This window comes from Aromatoleum tolulyticum (assembly GCF_900156155.1).
Taxonomy (GTDB): Bacteria; Pseudomonadota; Gammaproteobacteria; order Burkholderiales; family Rhodocyclaceae; genus Aromatoleum; species Aromatoleum tolulyticum.
In genome coordinates this window covers 38,612-55,462 of sequence record NZ_FTMD01000024.1, presented here as the reverse complement: position 1 = coordinate 55,462, position 16,851 = coordinate 38,612, and the positions used below count along the sequence as shown (strand labels likewise).

17 protein-coding genes and 1 riboswitch are annotated in these 16,851 nt (G+C 67.8%); of the genes, 6 read left to right on the top strand and 11 right to left on the bottom strand.

The annotated features are described in order from the left end of the window. Positions 1-415: 415 nt before the first annotated feature. The 5 genes from BW991_RS22800 to BW991_RS22780 all read right to left on the bottom strand — a co-directional run bounded on the left by BW991_RS22800 (position 416) and on the right by BW991_RS22780 (position 2,927). On the bottom strand, positions 416-910 hold the full coding sequence (locus BW991_RS22800; protein WP_076604408.1) for a hypothetical protein: 495 nt from the start codon (positions 908-910) through the stop codon (positions 416-418). Beyond that, positions 907-1,407 carry an SRPBCC family protein gene (locus tag BW991_RS22795; RefSeq protein ID WP_076604407.1) on the bottom strand — a complete coding sequence of 167 codons (501 nt, stop codon included), beginning with the start codon at positions 1,405-1,407 and terminating at the stop codon, positions 907-909. The genes BW991_RS22800 and BW991_RS22795 overlap by 4 nt, the downstream gene beginning before the upstream one ends. 12 nt (positions 1,408-1,419) lie before the next feature. Continuing rightward, positions 1,420-2,040 carry a LolA-like protein gene (locus BW991_RS22790; protein WP_076604406.1) on the bottom strand — a complete coding sequence of 207 codons (621 nt, stop codon included), beginning with the start codon at positions 2,038-2,040 and terminating at the stop codon, positions 1,420-1,422. Between the two features lie 109 nt (positions 2,041-2,149). Continuing rightward, entirely contained in the window at positions 2,150-2,422 is a 273-nt protein-coding gene (locus tag BW991_RS22785; protein ID WP_076604405.1) for a hypothetical protein, read from the bottom strand. Positions 2,423-2,558: 136 nt separating this feature from the next. Next, positions 2,559-2,927, bottom strand: coding sequence for a cupredoxin domain-containing protein (locus BW991_RS22780; protein WP_244551796.1), 369 nt, complete (start codon positions 2,925-2,927; stop codon positions 2,559-2,561). A gap of 194 nt (positions 2,928-3,121) precedes the next feature. Here BW991_RS22780 and BW991_RS23785 point away from each other — a divergent pair, with 194 nt between their 5' ends. From BW991_RS23785 to BW991_RS22755, 6 genes are all read left to right on the top strand, one after another. Next, positions 3,122-3,310, top strand: a complete 189-nt coding sequence (locus tag BW991_RS23785; protein ID WP_139335990.1) for a hypothetical protein — start codon at positions 3,122-3,124, stop codon at positions 3,308-3,310. A 60-nt stretch (positions 3,311-3,370) separates the two neighbouring features. Continuing rightward, positions 3,371-3,958: a chromate transporter gene (locus BW991_RS22775; protein WP_076604403.1), complete on the top strand. Its 588-nt coding sequence runs from the start codon at positions 3,371-3,373 to the stop codon at positions 3,956-3,958. Further along, entirely contained in the window at positions 3,958-4,506 is a 549-nt protein-coding gene (locus BW991_RS22770) for a chromate transporter (RefSeq protein WP_076604413.1), read from the top strand. The genes BW991_RS22775 and BW991_RS22770 overlap by 1 nt, the downstream gene beginning before the upstream one ends. A gap of 167 nt (positions 4,507-4,673) precedes the next feature. Beyond that, a riboswitch (cyclic di-GMP riboswitch) is annotated at positions 4,674-4,762 on the top strand. A gap of 375 nt (positions 4,763-5,137) precedes the next feature. Further along, positions 5,138-7,630 carry a putative bifunctional diguanylate cyclase/phosphodiesterase gene (locus BW991_RS22765; RefSeq protein WP_244551794.1) on the top strand — a complete coding sequence of 831 codons (2,493 nt, stop codon included), beginning with the start codon at positions 5,138-5,140 and terminating at the stop codon, positions 7,628-7,630. A gap of 1 nt (position 7,631) precedes the next feature. Beyond that, complete coding sequence (locus BW991_RS22760) at positions 7,632-8,504, top strand: hypothetical protein (RefSeq protein WP_076604402.1); 873 nt, start codon at positions 7,632-7,634, stop codon at positions 8,502-8,504. Positions 8,505-8,510: 6 nt separating this feature from the next. Next, positions 8,511-9,215, top strand: coding sequence for a methylamine utilization protein (locus tag BW991_RS22755; RefSeq protein WP_084205208.1), 705 nt, complete (start codon positions 8,511-8,513; stop codon positions 9,213-9,215). Between the two features lie 28 nt (positions 9,216-9,243). On the opposite strand, the gene BW991_RS22750 is transcribed toward BW991_RS22755, so the two are convergent. The 6 genes from BW991_RS22750 to gltK form a co-directional block, all read right to left on the bottom strand. Continuing rightward, positions 9,244-10,674, bottom strand: a complete 1,431-nt coding sequence (locus BW991_RS22750) for an aldehyde dehydrogenase family protein (RefSeq protein WP_076604400.1) — start codon at positions 10,672-10,674, stop codon at positions 9,244-9,246. A gap of 34 nt (positions 10,675-10,708) precedes the next feature. Further along, positions 10,709-12,061 (bottom strand): sigma-54-dependent transcriptional regulator, encoded by a 1,353-nt coding sequence (locus tag BW991_RS22745; RefSeq protein WP_076604399.1) that lies wholly within the window; start codon positions 12,059-12,061, stop codon positions 10,709-10,711. Beyond that, positions 12,058-13,941: a sensor histidine kinase gene (locus tag BW991_RS22740; RefSeq protein WP_076604398.1), complete on the bottom strand. Its 1,884-nt coding sequence runs from the start codon at positions 13,939-13,941 to the stop codon at positions 12,058-12,060. The genes BW991_RS22745 and BW991_RS22740 overlap by 4 nt, the downstream gene beginning before the upstream one ends. 108 nt (positions 13,942-14,049) lie before the next feature. Continuing rightward, entirely contained in the window at positions 14,050-15,333 is a 1,284-nt protein-coding gene (locus BW991_RS22735) for a Glu/Leu/Phe/Val family dehydrogenase (RefSeq protein ID WP_076604397.1), read from the bottom strand. Positions 15,334-15,379: 46 nt separating this feature from the next. After that, a complete protein-coding gene (locus BW991_RS22730; protein ID WP_076604396.1) occupies positions 15,380-16,108 on the bottom strand; it encodes an amino acid ABC transporter ATP-binding protein in 729 nt (242 codons plus the stop codon). 53 nt (positions 16,109-16,161) lie between these two features. Further along, positions 16,162-16,851: a glutamate/aspartate ABC transporter permease GltK gene (gene gltK, locus BW991_RS22725; RefSeq protein ID WP_076604395.1), complete on the bottom strand. Its 690-nt coding sequence runs from the start codon at positions 16,849-16,851 to the stop codon at positions 16,162-16,164.

Sequence of the window (16,851 nt, the reverse complement as noted above, 5' to 3'; positions counted from 1 at the left end):
TCTTAAGTTCAATCCAACAAAGTACTCAAAGAATCATTACTGACATCTGTGAGCACTCAATCTTTGCAACATTAAAACCGCCGAAGCAGTTCGGTCGCGCCAACCAAGCACCCACACTTATCGGTTGTCCAATTTTTTAAAGAACCGCCGCCGAAGCAGCGAGAAAGAGATTCTGACAAACTTAACTTCTTTCGTCAAGCACCGCAGCAAACTTTTTTAATTCGCCGCCGCACCGCCCTCTCTTTCCTGCCCTCCACCGCCGCCGCCAAGTCCGCCGCAGCGCTGAAGAGGCGCGAATTATATAGACCTCAAACAGGCCGTCAAGCGCTTTTTGCGGTCATCCGGAATTAAGTTCTTCAGGGGCGCGCCAAGGGGACGGGGGGATCGCCTGCGGCGGAAAAGTCGGCTCGGACTGTTACCGGTTCGACGAGCCGAATCGGTGCGGGCGAGGCATCCGACGAGCGAGAAGGACGCAGCTCGCGAACAGGGAAGCGCCGAAGACCAGATGGGTGAGGATGGTCACCCATCCGCGCGAGACGTCGAACCACGGGAAGACGTGGGTGAAGCCGTGGAGGTTGATCACGTAGATTGTCGCGCCGTAGAGGGCGCCGATGCTGATGGAGGCCGGGACGCTGAGGGTGCGCGCGAGAGGCCAGGCGATCAGCGCATAGATGAACGACAGTGCGAAGTGGATGGCGGTCGCCCACGCCATCACGTCCCAGCGCCAAGCTGGCCCCTGCCCCAGCACGCCTGTGCCCATGACGATGGCGGCAGTCAGGCGGGCGTCGCGCAGGAGCGTGTCGATGACGGGCGTGCCGTCGAACCACCACAGCAGCATCTGGGCGAAGGTGGCGATCGACCCGGCAATGATGCCGGCGCAGGCGGCAGGGAGCGCGTGCGGCGGGATCATGAGGATCGGGTTTCGTGACAGTGCAGCCGGGCGCAGACGTGGCGGGCGAGGCCTAAGCCGCCGGCGCGCATGAGGGCATCGTGGTTCCAGCGGAACACGGGACGGGCCAGGGGAGCGAGAAGGTTCATCCACAGGGGCCTGGTGGAGACGAGCCATTCGTAACGGAGGATGGTCATTCCGTCGCGGAAGGCAAAGTGCCAGCGGCCGATGCCTTCGACTTCACCGACGACCCGCGCTTCGAGGAGACGGTGGCGCTCGACACGGGTGACGCAGCTGGTGAAGCGCAGGCGGTAGGGCAGGCGCCCTTTCCAGGTGTAGTGCTGGCGCGCGCCGATGCCGTCGGGGTCGCCGGCATCCAGCGCGACGACGGATTCGGCGCCGGCCCACCAGTCGGGCCAGCGTTCGGGGTGCGTGATGACGTCCCAGACGGTCTCGAGCGGAGCGTCGAGTTGCCAGAGCGTCGTCAGGTGATATTGATTGGTGGCCGACGGCCGCATGCTTGCTCCCTGTCAGGGGGTGAAGAAACGCTCCGGAAAGGCTGGATCGAGCTCGGCATCGCTCATGTCGACGGTTTCGATGACGTCCAGTGCCACGTCGTAGCTTTGCACCTCCAGGGGAAAGAGGGTCCCTTGCTCGAACCAGACGCGGTAGCGATGCACGCCGTCGACGTGGGCATTCCCGGCTCCGGTGATTTCGACGAGGCGCGCCGGGCGCCCGGCAAGCTCGGCATCGACCGGTGCGCCGGCCCCGCCCCTTGCGCGCAGTTCGACGAGTCTTGCAAGCAGCGAGCCGACGTCGGAGCGGTCGACGCTGTGCCCCCCGGCACTGCGGATCAGGGGGTTGTCGGGAGCGAGGTTGAGGACGGGGAAGTGTCCGGCGCCGAAAGGCCAGAGGTGCGCGCGGCGCGCGGTGGGATCATAGACAAGCACCGCACCGTTGTGGGGTTCGACGAAGTCCAGGCGTATCCAGCCCGGCTTGCGGTAGGCGCATGCGATGATCTGTCGCTGACCGTCGGCGGCGAGCGAACGAAGGGTGACGCGATAGCCTTCGAGCGCACGAAAGCGTTCCTGCGCGTCGTGGAGGAGATCCGCGGCAGCCGGACCGGCCGCACTGAGGGCCAAGGCTAGCATCAGCCACCGCACGTCGGGCCCCCGCGCGTCATGACAGCGCCGGCGCGCAACGCGGGCGTGGTCCGCTGCTTATCGGCGGATCGCGCACCGAAGGCTCCGGGGTCCGGGTTCAGAACGTCGAACAATGAAAGAAGCCGCGATGGCCGATGCACGTGGTCGACGTGGGCATCCGGCTGTAACGCTCATAGCGCTCCTGCGCATTGAGCCGCAGGATGCAGTCGCGCCACTGGTCGGCGTCCTGCTTGTAGCCAAGCCTTTCGCAGGCCGGTCCATACACGGCGATCATTTGTTCGACCTCGCGTTCGACTTGGGCGGCACGCTCGGCTGGGGTGGCGCAGGACGCAAGCAGCGCGGCGAGCGCGAGAAAGAGGGCTGTACGCATCTCTGGCTCCGGATTTTTCGAAGGGTGATCAATGCTTGTTCGCGACCTTGTTCTATTAGAGTGAAGCCGGGACATGGTGGTTTCAGGATCGGCCGGAGTCTTTGCGGAGGCGATCCGACGCGGGACGTGGCCCCAGCTAGTTGCGGATTTCAAGCGTGCCGGACATGCCGCGTTCGCGATGGCTCTTGAACATGAGGAGGCGGTTCGGGCAGGTGTATGAATACCGCCCTGGCGGCAGGTCGATCTGAACCGTCTTCGGCGTCGTGGCGAGTTCGATATCGGCGACCGGTTTGCCATCCGGGCCGTCGAGCACGAAACGGTGCGGAACGATGCCCTCCTCCATCCTGACGATGAGGTGAAGCGGCTGGCCGGCCTTCGCGAGGATGCGATCGGGCCTGAAGAAGTAGCTCCCGCCGACGATGGCGATGCGCTGGACGCCGTCGCTGTCGATGGTGGTGACGGCCCTGTCCTGCGCGGGAAGATTCGGCGCCCAGACGACGGACAACGCGGTGCAGCCCGCGGCGACGAGGCGCCGGACAAGGTGACGGGGAGAGACTCGAGAGAGGGGCCGCACGCGGATCGTTCCAGGGGCGCGGGGATATTCTTTGGCTTGAAGTCGTTCTTCGCCGCGCTACACGAACAAGTGGCGCAGTCGGGATGCCGGGGCCGCGTGGGGAGAACCGCTTCAGCAGGCGGACCATGCCGCTTCTGCGTATTCCCGGCTGCTTTCGCGACTGCGACGTGCGCGGCACGCAACCACGGCCGCACGGCACCGGCAACTGCGTAGACTGCAGCGGGAAGAAAAATATCCCGGCACGCAACGACGCGAAAGTAGATGAAGAGCAAGGTGCCGCCGGGGAGCGCACCGTCCTTGCCTCTTTGCGCTAAGCTCTCGCGTTCGATCGCGGCCGATGCCCGGCCCGCACCCACCGCAAGAACAAAACGCCCGTGACACCCGCTGCGCCAGACTACCCCCGCCCGCGCTCGCCGCTGCATCTGTTCATCGCCTTCACCGTGCTCGCGCTGCAAGGCTTCGGCGGGGTGCTCGCCGTCGCTCAGCGCGAGCTCGTGGACCGCCGCCGCTGGATGACGCGGGAGGAATTCGTCGATGCCTATTCCGTCGCGCAGCTGCTGCCCGGCCCCAACGTCGTCAATCTGTCGTTGATGCTCGGCGACCGCTTCTTCGGCTGGCGCGGCGCGTTCGCGGCGATCAGCGGGATGCTGTTCGCGCCGCTTGTGCTGGTGATCGTGCTCGCCGCGAGTTACAACCAGCTCGCGAGCTTCCCTGCGGTGGCCGGCGCCCTGCGCGGAATGGGGGCGGTGGCGGCCGGGCTGATCCTCGCGATGGCACTGAAGATGCTCGGCACGCTGCGCCGCAATCCGCTCGGGCCCGTGCTGTGTGCGCTGCTCGGACTGACGACGCTGGTCGCGGTGACCGTGTTCCGGGCGCCGCTCGCGTGGGTCGTGATCGGGCTGGGCTCAGCCGGCTGGTGCATCGCGCGCTGGTGCATCGCACGCCGGGAACACGGCCGATGATGAGCACCCTGCCGCTGGCCGACCTCGTAGACCTGTTCCTGCGTTTCCTGATGCTGTCGCTGCTGTCGATCGGCGGCGCGATGTCGACGGCGCCCGAAATGCACCGCTTCCTCGTCGCCGAGCGCGGCTGGCTCGACGATGCGGAATTCACGACCGCAATCGCGCTGGCACAGGCCGCACCGGGGCCGAACGTGCTGTTCGTGCCGGTGCTGGGCTTCCAGGTCGCCGGTGTAGTCGGCGCCGCCGCCGCGCTGGTCGGCATCCTGCTGCCTTCCACGCTGCTGTCTCTGGGCGTGAGCCGCTGGGGGGCGCAGCGCCGCGATGCGCCGGTGGTGCGCGCCTTCACCGCGGGCCTCGCTCCGGTGTCGGTCGGACTGGTGTTCGCGACCGGCTGGCTGCTGAGCCTGCCCTTCATCGCGGCGCCGGATCACCGGCTCGGCGCGCTGGCGCTGATCGCCGCGACCATGGCGGTGACCTTGAAGACCCGGCTCGCTCCGATCTGGATGATCGTCGTCGGCGCAACGGCCGGCGCGCTGGGCGGGGTCTGAGAGGACCAGCCCCGGGGGCACCAGCCGACCGGGCGGCACCACCCGCCGACGCCTATTTCTTTCGATGTACTGCAAATTCGACAAGTATCTGACCTGCAAACACAATTCGCACTTTCTGAGATTGACACAGATCAAAGCTTCCGCGTATCTTGGAAGCAACAATCCGTAACACAAATCGGCACTCCCGCGCGAAAGGCGGGGTCGCAAAGCTTCCGGTCTACAACCTTTTAGAGGTCACGATAGCGGGGTTGCCGGGCCCGGTCCGCGCGCTGCAGGGCGGCGCGGACGGGGCTCGTGATGGCGTCGCGGGCGACAGTCTTCTTCACTGCCCCAGGCATTAACATGCATGGGGAACAATTTCGCAGGCGAAGCCGGTGCGCTCCGACACAATTCGAACGGCGAGGCTCAATCGCGCGGCCGGAAGACAGGCCGCATTCGGGCAGGCGCCGCACGAATCATCGTCACTGCGTGCAGCCGCCTCACTCCGACCTCACCAGACCGGTCGCGCCACGACGAGAGCGTTAGCATGCAACCGACAATCCGCAGCGCCGGCCGCACCCCCCGCACGGCGAGAAGGCATCGCGCGACCGCCCGTGCACCGATGCTTCCACCCTTGAAGGCGTACTGAACGATGGCAGCGCAACTGCCCGGCTCCTGTTGTTCGTCACGCCCCCTGCACGCCGCCGGCGAGTTGCTGAAGCGCGCGCGCAGCGCGCTGCCGCGGATGTTCGCCGGCCGCGTAAGCATGACGCGCTTCGTCGCGCATCAGGTCATCGTCTTCGTTGCGCTGCTGCTGGTGGCGATCCAGCTCGTGACCCTGCTTGCGCTGAACTGGGCGGTATCGGAGAACGCAAGCGAGTCGGTGCGCAAGGAAGTCGAAGTCGGACGACGGATCTTCGTTCGCATGATGGAGGATCGCACCCAGCAGCTGACCACGGCCGCAAGCGTGCTGGCCTCGGATTTCGGGCTGCGTCAGGCACTGATGAGCAGCGACCAGGCGACCATCGTATCCGCCCTGAACAACCACGGCGCTCGCATCGGCGCCGCGAAGATGATGCTGATCGGCCTTGACCGCCGGGTGGTGGGCGAAACCGCAGCGCAGAGTAACGGCGAACGGCCGCTGTTTCCGTTTCCGCACCTGATCGAGGACGCCGAACGCAAGGGTGCTGCATCCGCGATCGCGCTGATCGGACATGCGCCCTTCCAGATCGTCGTCGTGCCGGTGCTGGCGCCGGTTCCGGTCGCGTGGGTGATGGTGGCGTTCAGCGTCGACAACAAGCTCGCGCAGGACCTCGGCCTGCTCACCGGCCTCGACGTCTCTTTCGCCACCTGGGCGCGGGAGCGCGGCTGGAACGTCGCCGCAACGACGCTGCCGCCGGCCGGAACCCGCGCCCTGCTGGGCGCGCTCGGCCCCCCGACGGGAACCGCCGTGCCGCCGATCACTCCCGACCTGCTCGGCGCCGATTTCCTGCTTTCCGGTTCGGTCCTCGGTCGCGTGGACGAAGGTGCGGTCGTCGCCATCCTGCAAAGCTCGCTGCGCGACGCGATCGCCCGTTTCGACGGATTGCGCGTGATCCTGCTCGCGCTCGCGGCCTTCGGCCTGTGCGCAACGGTGGCCGGCAGCCTGCTGATCGCGCGCAGCATTTCGCGGCCGGTGTCGGCGCTGGCCGAATTCGCGCGCCGCATGGAACGCGGCGAATACGACCAGGGACCGCCGGAGACCCGCTCCGACGAACTCGGCGAACTCGCGGCCAGCTTCAACCGCATGAGGCTGGCGATCGCCGCGCGCGAACAGCAGATCAAGTCGATGGCCCTGCAGGACGCGCTGACGGGCCTGCCCAACCGCGCGCTGTTCAACGAGCGTCTGCAGCAGGCGCTCGGACTCGCCCGGCGGCTCACACAACCGGTCAGCGTGCTGCTCATCGACCTGAACCGCTTCAAGGAGGTCAACGACACGCTCGGCCATCATGTCGGCGACCGCCTGCTGTGCGAAGTCGCCGAGCGCCTGCGCACGGTTCTCGTGCGCGCGTCCGATACGCCCGCCCGCCTCGGCGGCGACGAATTCGCGGTACTGCTGCCGGCCTCCAGCGAGGCGATGGCCGAGGCGACCGCGCGCAAGATCCTGCAGGCCTTCGAAGCGCCGGTATTCGTCGAAGGACGGCAGCTCGACGTCAGCGGCAGCATCGGAATCGCAAGCTTCCCCGAGCAGGGCGACGACGCCAACGTGCTGATGAGCCGGGCCGACGCGGCGATGTACGTTGCGAAGCGCAAGCGTATGGGCTGCGCGGTCTACGACCCCCGCTTCGACGCGGAAGCCGGGAATCACGACCGGCTGTCGCTCACCGGCGAATTGCGCCAGGCGGTCGAGGAAGATCAGTTCGTGCTGTATTACCAGCCGCGCCTCGATCTCGCCAGCGGCGCGATCACCGGCGCCGAAGCGCTGGTGCGCTGGCAGCATCCGGTGCGCGGCCTGGTGCCGCCGGACCAGTTCATCCCCTTCGCCGAGCAGACCGGCTGCATCCGCGAAATCACCCAGTGGGTGATCGGCCGCGCGTTCGAGCAGTGCGCCCGCTGGCGCGCGTCAGGGCTGGCGCTGCAGGTGTCGATCAACCTTTCCGCGCGCGACCTGCTCGATCCCGAACTGCCGCAGCGCTTCGCCGAACTGCTCGCGCGCCATGGCGCCTCGCCGCAATGGTTCCTGCTCGAGATCACCGAGAGTGCGATCGTCGATGATCCTGCGCGCGCACACGACACGGTGACGCGGCTGCACGAGATGGGATTCGGCCTGTCGATCGACGACTTCGGCACGGGCTATTCCTCGCTCGCGCAACTCAAGCGCCTGCCGGTGGCCGAGCTGAAGATCGACAAGAGCTTTGTCCTGGACATGGCGCATGACCCGGACGACATGACGATCGTGCGTTCGGTGATCGATCTGGCCCACAATATGGGACTGAGCGTCGTCGCCGAGGGCGTCGAGACCGACGAGGTACACCAATTGCTGCACGACATGGGCTGCGACTACCTGCAGGGCTATCACATCTGCCGACCGCTGCCGGTCGCGCAGCTCGAACCCTGGCTCGCACGCGATGCGGCGCAACACGGCACGACGGCAAAGGAGACATGACATGAAGTTCGATGAGAGGCTGGCCTGCCTTGCGCTGGTCCTGTGCGCGGCGCAGGCATCCGCGGCACCGCTCGACGACCTCGGCGTCGAGCTCGTCTATGACGACAACCTCACGCGCGCGCAACTCGGGCGGGACATCAAGGGCGACCTCGCGCTCTCCGTCTCCACGTCGGGCGGCCCGCGCTTCCAGCTCACCGATTACGACAGCCTGGCGCTGAGGGGGGCCCTCGCCGCCACCAAGTACCGCCATTACGACGGACTCGACAACATCAACGCCGGTCTGGCGCTGGGTTACCGCCGGAAGTTCGGTCTCGGCCCCTACGTGCCGCAGTTCGCGCTGACCGGATCGGCGTCGCGGCTCGAGTACGACAACCGCCTGCGCGACGGGTGGCTGTATGCCGCCGAAGCGGAGGCGAGCAAGCGGGTAACGGACCGCCTCGCCCTGCGTGCCTTCGTGCGCAGCGAGCGGCGCGAATCGGACGACGTGCCCGCGCGCGTGGTCCCCTTCATCCGTGCCAACGTCTTCGACCTGAGCAGCCGCAGCGCGGGCATCGGCGCCGACTTCGCTTGCGACCCGCGCTACCTCGTTTCGGTCGGTTTCACCTGGCACCGCGGCGACATCGTATCCACGACGCAGCGCAACCGGCCGATCTTCCTCGCATCGAGCGCGATCGCACCCGATCCGGTGTTCGGCGACAATACCTATGCATACACGATGCAGGCACGGACGCGGGTGTTCAGCATCGGCGTGAGCCGCGAAGTGGGCCGCCAGTCCTCGGTCAGCCTCGGCTACGAATACCGCGACAGCCGTGCGGACGGCGGCATCGACTACAGCGGGAATCTGTTCCGCGCGACCTATCTTTACGGGTTCTGAACGGCGATGAAGACACGCGCTCGCTTACCTGCCGCACCACCCATCAGCGGATCGAAGGCCGCTCTCGGCCGCCTGCTAGCGCTGCTGATGCTTGCATTGCCGGCGGCCCCCGCCGCCGCAGGGGACATCCGCGCCACGGTGCGCGACCGCGACGGCAAACCCGTCGCCGATGCGGTCGTGGTCGCGGTTCCGTCCGGCGGCGCCACGGGCGCCGGCATCCCGCCGGGCCTCGCCGAAGAAGACCAGCGCAACAAGGAATTCGTCCCGTACGTGCTGCCGGTGCAGGCAGGCACTCGGGTCCATTTCCCGAACAACGACAACATCCGGCACCACGTCTACTCGTTCTCGCCGGCCAAGACCTTCGAACTGCCGCTCTACAGCGGCACGCCGACCTCGCCGGTGCTCTTCGAAAAGCCCGGCGTCGTCATCCTCGGGTGCAACATCCACGACTGGATGGTCGGCTACATCTACGTGTCTGAAAGCCCGCATTTCGCAAAGACCGGCGCCGACGGCAAGGCGACGCTCGGCGGCCTGCCCGGAGGCGACTACACGCTGCGGGTGTGGCATCCGCGGCTCGAAGGCAGCGAGCAGGCGACCGCGCGACCGCTCGCGGTGCCGGCGACCGGCGCGGTGGACGCGGCAACGACGATCGGGCTGACGCCGGACTTCCGCGCCCGGCGCGCACCGACGCCGGGCCGCGGCGGCTACTGAAGCGCGCCGGCCTGCACCGACACGGTACTCACGCCTTCTGCGGCAGCTGGATCGCCTTGTACTCGAGGAATTCCTCCAGCCCGTAGACGCCGTTCTCGCGGCCAAGGCCGGACTGGCGGAAGCCGCCGAAAGGCGCGCGCGGGTTCCACGGTGCGCCGTTGATGTCGATCTGGCCGCTGCGGATGCGCCGCGCGACGGCCAGCGCATGCTCGTCGCTGCCCGCCCATACACCGCCGCCCAGCCCGTAGATCGAATCGTTCGCCAGCGCGATCGCATCCTCGTCGCCGTCGTGCGGCAGGATCACCAGCACCGGGCCGAAGATTTCCTCCTGCGCAACGGTGGCCTTGCGGTCCTCGACGACGAGCACGGTGGGCGCGACGAAGAAGCCGCTGCCGGCCGGCGCGGCGTCCGGGCCGCCGGCGACGAGCTTCGCGCCTTCGGCGATGCCGCGGCGGATGTAGCCGACCACGCGCTCGCGCTGCACGTCGGAGACGAGCGGGCCGAGCTTGCTGTCATCCGCGAAGGCCGCTCCGACCTTGAACGATGCTGCCGCCGCAGCCGCGAGTTCGGCGGCCTGCGCGAGCTTCGCGCGCGGCACGATCATGCGCGTGTGCGCCGAGCAGGTCTGGCCCGAGTTCAGCAGGCAGTTCGACACCGTGCCCTTCACCGCGGCGGCGAGGTCGGCGTCGTCGAGGATCACCGCGGCCGATTTGCCGCCGAGTTCCAGCGCGACCTTCTTCACCGTCGCGGCAGCGAGTTCGGCGACACGGCGGCCGGCACGCGTCGAGCCGGTGAAGGACACCATGTCGACGCGCGGATCGGACGCGAGGACTTCGCCGACGACCGGGCCGTAGCCGGTCACGAGGTTGAACACACCCGCCGGCAGGCCCGCTTCGGCGATGACGTCGGCGAGGATGAAGGCGTTGATCGGTGCGACCTCGGAGGGCTTCAGCACCACCGTGCAGCCGGCCGCGAGCGCCGGGGCGACCTTGAGCGAGATCTGGTTGAGCGGGAAATTCCACGGCGTGATCGCGCCGACGACGCCGATCGGCTCGCGCACGACGAGCGAGTTGCCGACGCGCTCTTCCCACTGGAATTCGCGTGCGAGCTTCGCGTAGTGCTTCCAGCTGCCGACCGGCCCGGCGACCTGGAAGCGCCCCGCCATCTTCAATGGCATGCCGACTTCGTGCGCAATCGCCGCGGCGAGCTCGTCGCGGCGCGCTTCCAGTCCGGCGGCCACGCGCTCGATGCAGTCCGCGCGCCCGGCGGCCGGCAGGCGCGACCACGCATCGAAGGCGGCTTGGGCCGCAGCGATGGCGGCTTCTGCGTCGGCGGGGGCGCCTTCGGGGATGCGGGCGTAGACCGAGGCGTCGCTCGGATCGATGACGTCGATCAGGCCGCTGCCGGCCGGGGCGACCCAGCGGCCGCCGATGTAGAGCTTGTCGCGCAGGATGGTCATGGGGCTGTCCTCGGGGTAAGGAAACCCGCCGATTCTAGCCCGCGAGCCCGTATTTCCGGATCTTGTCGTGCAGCGTGGTCTTCGCGATCTGCAGCGCCTCGCTGCTGCGTGCAAGGTTGCCGTTCTGGCGGCGCAGCTCGGCGGCGATCAGCGAACGCTCGAAGTTCTCGACCGCTTCGGCGAGCGAGGCGCCGCGCGCTTCCGGCGACGGCGAGGCGCCGAAATCGCGGCGCAGGCCGAGCACCAGACACTCTGCTGCGTTGCGCAGTTCGCGCACGTTGCCCGGCCAGTCGTGCGCCATCAGCTGCTGCATCTGGTCGCGCGCGACTTCGGGGATGGGACGCTGGTGCACTTGCGCGGCATGCAGCATGAAGTGTTCGAGCAGCAGCGGGATGTCCTCGCGGCGCTCGCGCAGCGGCGGCAGTTCGACGCGTGCGACGTTGAGGCGGTAATAAAGGTCGGCGCGGAATTTCTGCCGGTCGGCGAGTTCGCGCAGGTCTTCCTTGGTCGCGGCGACGACGCGGCACACGACCGGGATCAGCGCGTTGGAGCCGAGGCGCTCGACGACGCGCTCCTGCAGCACGCGCAGGAGCTTGATCTGCACCGCCATCGGCATCGACTCGACCTCGTCGAGGAAGAGCGTGCCGCCGTTGGCGTGCTCGATCTTGCCGATGCGGCGCTTCTGCGCGCCGGTGAAGGCGCCGGCCTCGTGGCCGAAGAGTTCGCTGTCGATGAGGTTGTCCGGCAGGCCGCCGCAGTTGAGCGCGACGTAGTTCGCCGCGTGGCGGCTGCTCAGATCGTGCAGGCAGCGCGCGACCATCTCCTTGCCGGTGCCGGTCTCGCCGACGATCAGGACATCGACGCTGGTGTCGGCGAGCTCGAGCAGCAGGCGGCGCACCTTTTCCATCTGTGGCGAGCGGCCGATCAGGCGGCCTTCGATCGCGTCGCGATGGTGAAGGCGGCGGCGCAGGCTCTCGACTTCCATCGTCAGCGCGCGCTTCTCCAGCGCGCGGCGCACCACCTCGACGAGGTGCTCGGGCGAAAAGGGCTTGGGGATGAAGTCGTAGGCGCCGCTCCTCATCGCCTCGACCGCGAGGGTTACGTCGCCATGACCGGTGATCATGATGACCGGCAGGGCGGCGTCCTGGGCGATCAACGCGCGCAGGAACTGCATGCCGTCCATGCCCGGCAGGCGCATGTCGGTGACGACGACGCCGGGAAAATCCGGGCCGACGAGGCGCTGTCCCGCTTCGGCCGAGGCGACCGCCTGTACCGGGATGCCGGCGAGCTGCATCGCCTGCTCGCAGCCGAGGCGCACGTTGGGGTCGTCCTCGACGATGAGGACCTTGAGTTCTTCGGTCTGGGGGAGCGCGAGAGGAGGGTTCATGCCTGTTGTTCTCCGGCCATCGGCAGGTCGAGCGTGAAGACGGCGCCGCCGTCGGGATGGTTGGCCGCGGACAGGTCGCCGCCGAAGTCGCGGACGATGTCCTGCGAGATCGCAAGCCCCAGGCCCAGCCCCACGCCGACCGGCTTGGTGGTGAAGAAGGGTTCAAAGACGTGCGCGAGAGCATCTTCCGACAGGCCAGGCCCGCTGTCGATGACGCGTACGAGGAGCCGCCCGGACGGCGCCGCCTCCGCTTCCAGGCGCAGCGTGCGCACGGGACCTTCGCTCATGGCGTCGACCGCGTTGCCGATCAGATTGACCAGCACCTGCTCGAGGCGGTTCTGGTCGCACCACGCGAGCGCCTTGCCCGGCTCGCAGCGGTTGTCGACCGCGACGCCGGCGCGGCGCAGCTTCTGGTCGAGCAGGAACAGCGCGTTGCGCAGCGCGTGCGCGACGTCGACGGACGCGGGGCGCGCGGGCGACTTGCGCGCGTAGGTCTTGAGCGGATCGATGATCTCGCCCATGCGGTCGACCAGCGTCGCCATGATTTCCAGGTTGCCCTGCGCGGTCGCCTGATCGCCGCGGCGCATGAACTCGATCGCATTCCCCCCCAAGGTGCGCAGCGCACCGAGCGGCTGCGTGAGCTCGTGCGTGATGCCGGTCGCGAGCTGGCCGAGGACGGCGAGCTTGGCTGCCTGCACGAGTTCGTCCTGCGCCGCGCGCAGTGTCTGCTCGGCGCGCTCGCGCTCGGCGACCTCGGCGCGCAGGCGCTCGTTCGCGGCGGTCAGGTCGGCGGTGCGCAGGCTGACCTTCTGCTCGAGCTCAGCGTTGGCCTTTTGCAGCAGCGCCTGAGCCTCCGCGCGGCTCTTCAGCGTGCGGCGGCGCTGGTGCAGGAAGAGGCCGAGCAGCAACACGCAGCCCGTCGCCGCGGCGCCGAGCGCGGCGTCGGTCAGCGCATCGGCACGGCGCGCGCGAAGATCCGCAAAGGTCACGAGCTGCCAGCCGGTTCCCGACAACTGGCGGGTCTCGACGACAAAATCCCGCGCCTTCAGGCGGCGCCCACCCACGAGCATCGGCGCTTCGGGGAAGGAGACGAGCGCGGCCCCGCCGGTGCCCGTTGCATCGAGCGTCACCGGGAAAGGCCGGATCGCCTGATCGGCGAAACGCCGCGCCGCGCTGATCTCGGCGGCCACTTCGCCGCTCAGCGGGCGCAGCACCGTGTATTTCCACTCGGGCACCGACGCGACGATGACGACCCCGTTCGCGTCGGCCAGCAGCATGGGCTCGTCCCGGGGCATCCAGCGCCGTTCGAGTTCGCTCAGGCTGATCTTCACGACCGCGACGCCAACGATGCGCCAGTCCTGGCCCTCGTCACGGATCGGGTGGGCAAAGAAGTAGCCCGCTTCGTTGCGCGTCTCGTCGATCGCGTAGTAACGGTCCGGCGCGCCGCGCACGGCGGCCTGGAAATAGGAGCGCAGCTTCTGGTTCTGGCCGAGCAGGTTGTCGGAATAGATCCAGTCGCTGGATGCGACCACCGTCCCTTCGACGTCGAGTACGAAGATCGCGAGGCCGCCGAAGAAGCCGTTGAGCTGTTCGAGGTAATGGTTCGCCGCCGGTTGCAGCGGCGCAAGCTCGTCCTTCCCCGCGCGCAGCAGCCGCAGCACCTCGCTGCTCAACGCGACGGCACTGGGCAGATGCTCGTAGCGGGTGACCGAGCCATCGACGGCGGTCGCCAGCAGGTCGAGGTCGTGGCGCGTGTCGGCGCGCAGGGCCGCCAGCCCGGCACGGGCGCTGAAATGATAGGCCGCGACGCCTGCCAGCAGCATGCAGGCGGCGACCAGGGCAAGGCGGACAGCGACGTGGAGTCGTGGGCGGGGGGGCATCGATGGGGATCGAGGGGCTGTGCGCGGATTCTAGTGCAGTCCGCTCGATGAATCGCGGCGGGCGTGGGGCGGGAGGCGCGTCAACGCATCCGCCCCACCCTTGCCGTATCAGGGATACAGGCCCCGCACCGCACGCGCTTCGAGCACGCGACGGCAAGCGACGACGAAGGCTGCGGTACGCAATGTGAGCTTGCGCTCCTGGGCGATGTGCCACACGGCACCGAAGGCCTCGGTCATGATGCGCTCGAGACGGGCGTTGATCTCCGCCTCGGTCCAGAAGAAGCTGGAGAAGTCCTGCACCCACTCGAAATAGCTCACCGTCACGCCGCCCGCGTTGGCGAGCACGTCCGGCACGACCAGCACGTTGCGGTCGTGCAGGATGGCGTCGGCTTCCGGCGTCGTCGGGCCGTTGGCGCCCTCGACGATCATCTTGGCGCGGATGCGCGGCGCGTTCGCGGCCGTGATCTGGCCTTCGACCGCCGCCGGCACGAGGATCTCGCAGTCGAGTTCCCAGAAATCCGCCGGGGCGATCTCGGTCGCGCCAGGATAGTCGGTGAGTTTGCCGCCCTCGGCGAGATGCTTGCGCAGCTGGTACGGGTCGATGCCAGCGGGGTTGTGCACGGTCGCGGCGACGTCCTGGATCGCGACGAGCTTCGCGCCGGCGTCGTGGAAGATGCGGGCCGCGGCCTCGCCGACGTTGCCGAAGCCCTGCACGGCGATGCGCGCCCCGGTGATCGGCAGACCGATCTTCTCGGCGGCCGCGCGGGCACTCACGAACACGCCGCGGCCCGTCGCATCATGCCGGCCGAGACTGCCGCCGAGCGCGATCGGCTTGCCGGTGACGACACCGGTCGCGGTACGGCCCTGGTTCATCGAGTAGGTGTCCATCATCCACGCCATCACCTGCTCGTTGGTGTTCACGTCGGGCGCGGGAATGTCCTTGTCCGGCCCGAGGAGGATGTTGATCTCGCTGGTGTAGCGGCGCGTCAGGCGCTCGAGTTCGGCCCGCGACATCGGCTTGGGGTCGACGCGGATGCCGCCCTTGGCGCCGCCGTAGGGCACGTTCACCACCGCGTTCTTGATCGTCATCCACGCCGACAGCGCCATCACTTCCGAGAGCGTCACGTCCGGATGGAAGCGCACGCCGCCCTTGCCGGGGCCGCGCGACACGTTGTGCTGCACGCGGTAGCCCTCGTAGTGCGCGATCTCGCCGTTGTCGAGGCGGATCGGCACGTCGACGACGAGGATGCGCTTCGGGCGGCGCAGGGTCTCGATCCACGGGCGCAGCGGCGCGTCGATATAGGGGGCGACCGCCTCGATCTGGCTGAGGTAGGTCTCCCACGGGCCGAGGTGGTCGGCGGACAGGTAGGACGGAAGGTTCTCGTGATGCATGCTGTCTCCGGTGCTTGTGGTCTTTTGGAGTGAGTGCTGCGGATAATCAGTGCTGCAGGATCTTCGCGAGGAACTGCTGCGCGCGCTCCGAGCGCGGGTTGGCGAAGAAGGCTTCCTTGCTGTCGTCCTCGACGATCTTGCCGTGGTCCATGAAGATCACGCGGTGCGCGACGCGCTTGGCGAAGCCCATCTCGTGCGTGACACACATCATCGTCATGCCCTCTTGTGCCAGCTCGGTCATCACGTCGAGCACCTCGTTGATCATCTCGGGGTCGAGCGCCGAGGTCGGCTCGTCGAACAGCATGCAGATCGGGTCCATTGCGAGCGCGCGGGCGATCGCGACGCGCTGCTGCTGGCCGCCGGAGAGCTGACCGGGGAACTTGTGCGCGTGCGCCTTGAGGCCGACGCGGTCGAGGAAATACAGCCCCTTCTCCGCGGCCTCGTCCTTGTCGCGCTTCAGGACCTTGACCTGCGCGAGTGTCAGGTTGTCGCGGATCGTCATGTGCGGGAACAGCTCGAAGTGCTGGAACACCATGCCGACGTGGGCGCGCAGCTTCGAGAGGTTGGTCTTGGCCGCACCGACCGAGGTGCCGTTCACGTGGATGTCGCCCTGCTGGAACGGCTCCAGGCCGTTCACGCACTTGATGAGGGTGGATTTGCCCGAGCCCGAGGGGCCGCACACGACCACCACCTCGCCCTTGTTGACGTGGGTGGAGCAGTCGGTGAGGACCTGGAAGTTGCCGTAATGCTTGCTGACCTTGTCGATCGTGATCATGACGATGCCCTTGAAGTCGATGTGTATTCGTTAGGAACGGAGTGCGGCGGCGCTCAGGCGCGCTGCAGGCGTTGCTGGAAGTGGCGCACGGCTTGCGAGGCGGCGAAGCACAGCACGAAGTAGACGGCGCCGGCGAAGAGCACCAGCTCCACGAGCCGCCCGTCGCGGTCGCCGACCTTGTAGGCCGCGCCGAAGAAGTCGGCGAGCGCCGACACATAGACCAGCGAGGTGTCCTGGAACAGGATGATCGCCTGCGTCAGCAACAGCGGCACCATGTTGCGGAAGGCCTGCGGCAGCACGACGTGCAGCATCGCCTGCGGGTAGCTCATGCCGAGCGCGTGGGCGGCGGCAAGCTGGCCCTTGGGCACGGACTGGATGCCGGCGCGGATGATCTCGGCGTAGTACGCCGACTCGAACAGCGCGAAACCGATCATCGCGGAGGCCAAGCGCACGTCGGAGCCCGGCGGCAGGCCGAGGAAGCTCTCGAGGAACTTCGGCACGATCAGGAAGAACCACAGCAGCACCATCACCAGCGGGATCGCGCGGAAGAGGTTCACGTAGGCCGCGGCGGCCCACGCCAGCGGCTTGATCGACGACAGGCGCGCCATCGCCAGCAACGTGCCCCACACGATGCCCGCGACGATCGCGAGCGCCGTGATCTCGAGCGACACCATCAGGCCCTGGCCGAGGAAGGTCAGCGAGCCGGGGATAGACGACCAGTCGAATTCGTAGGAACCGAACAT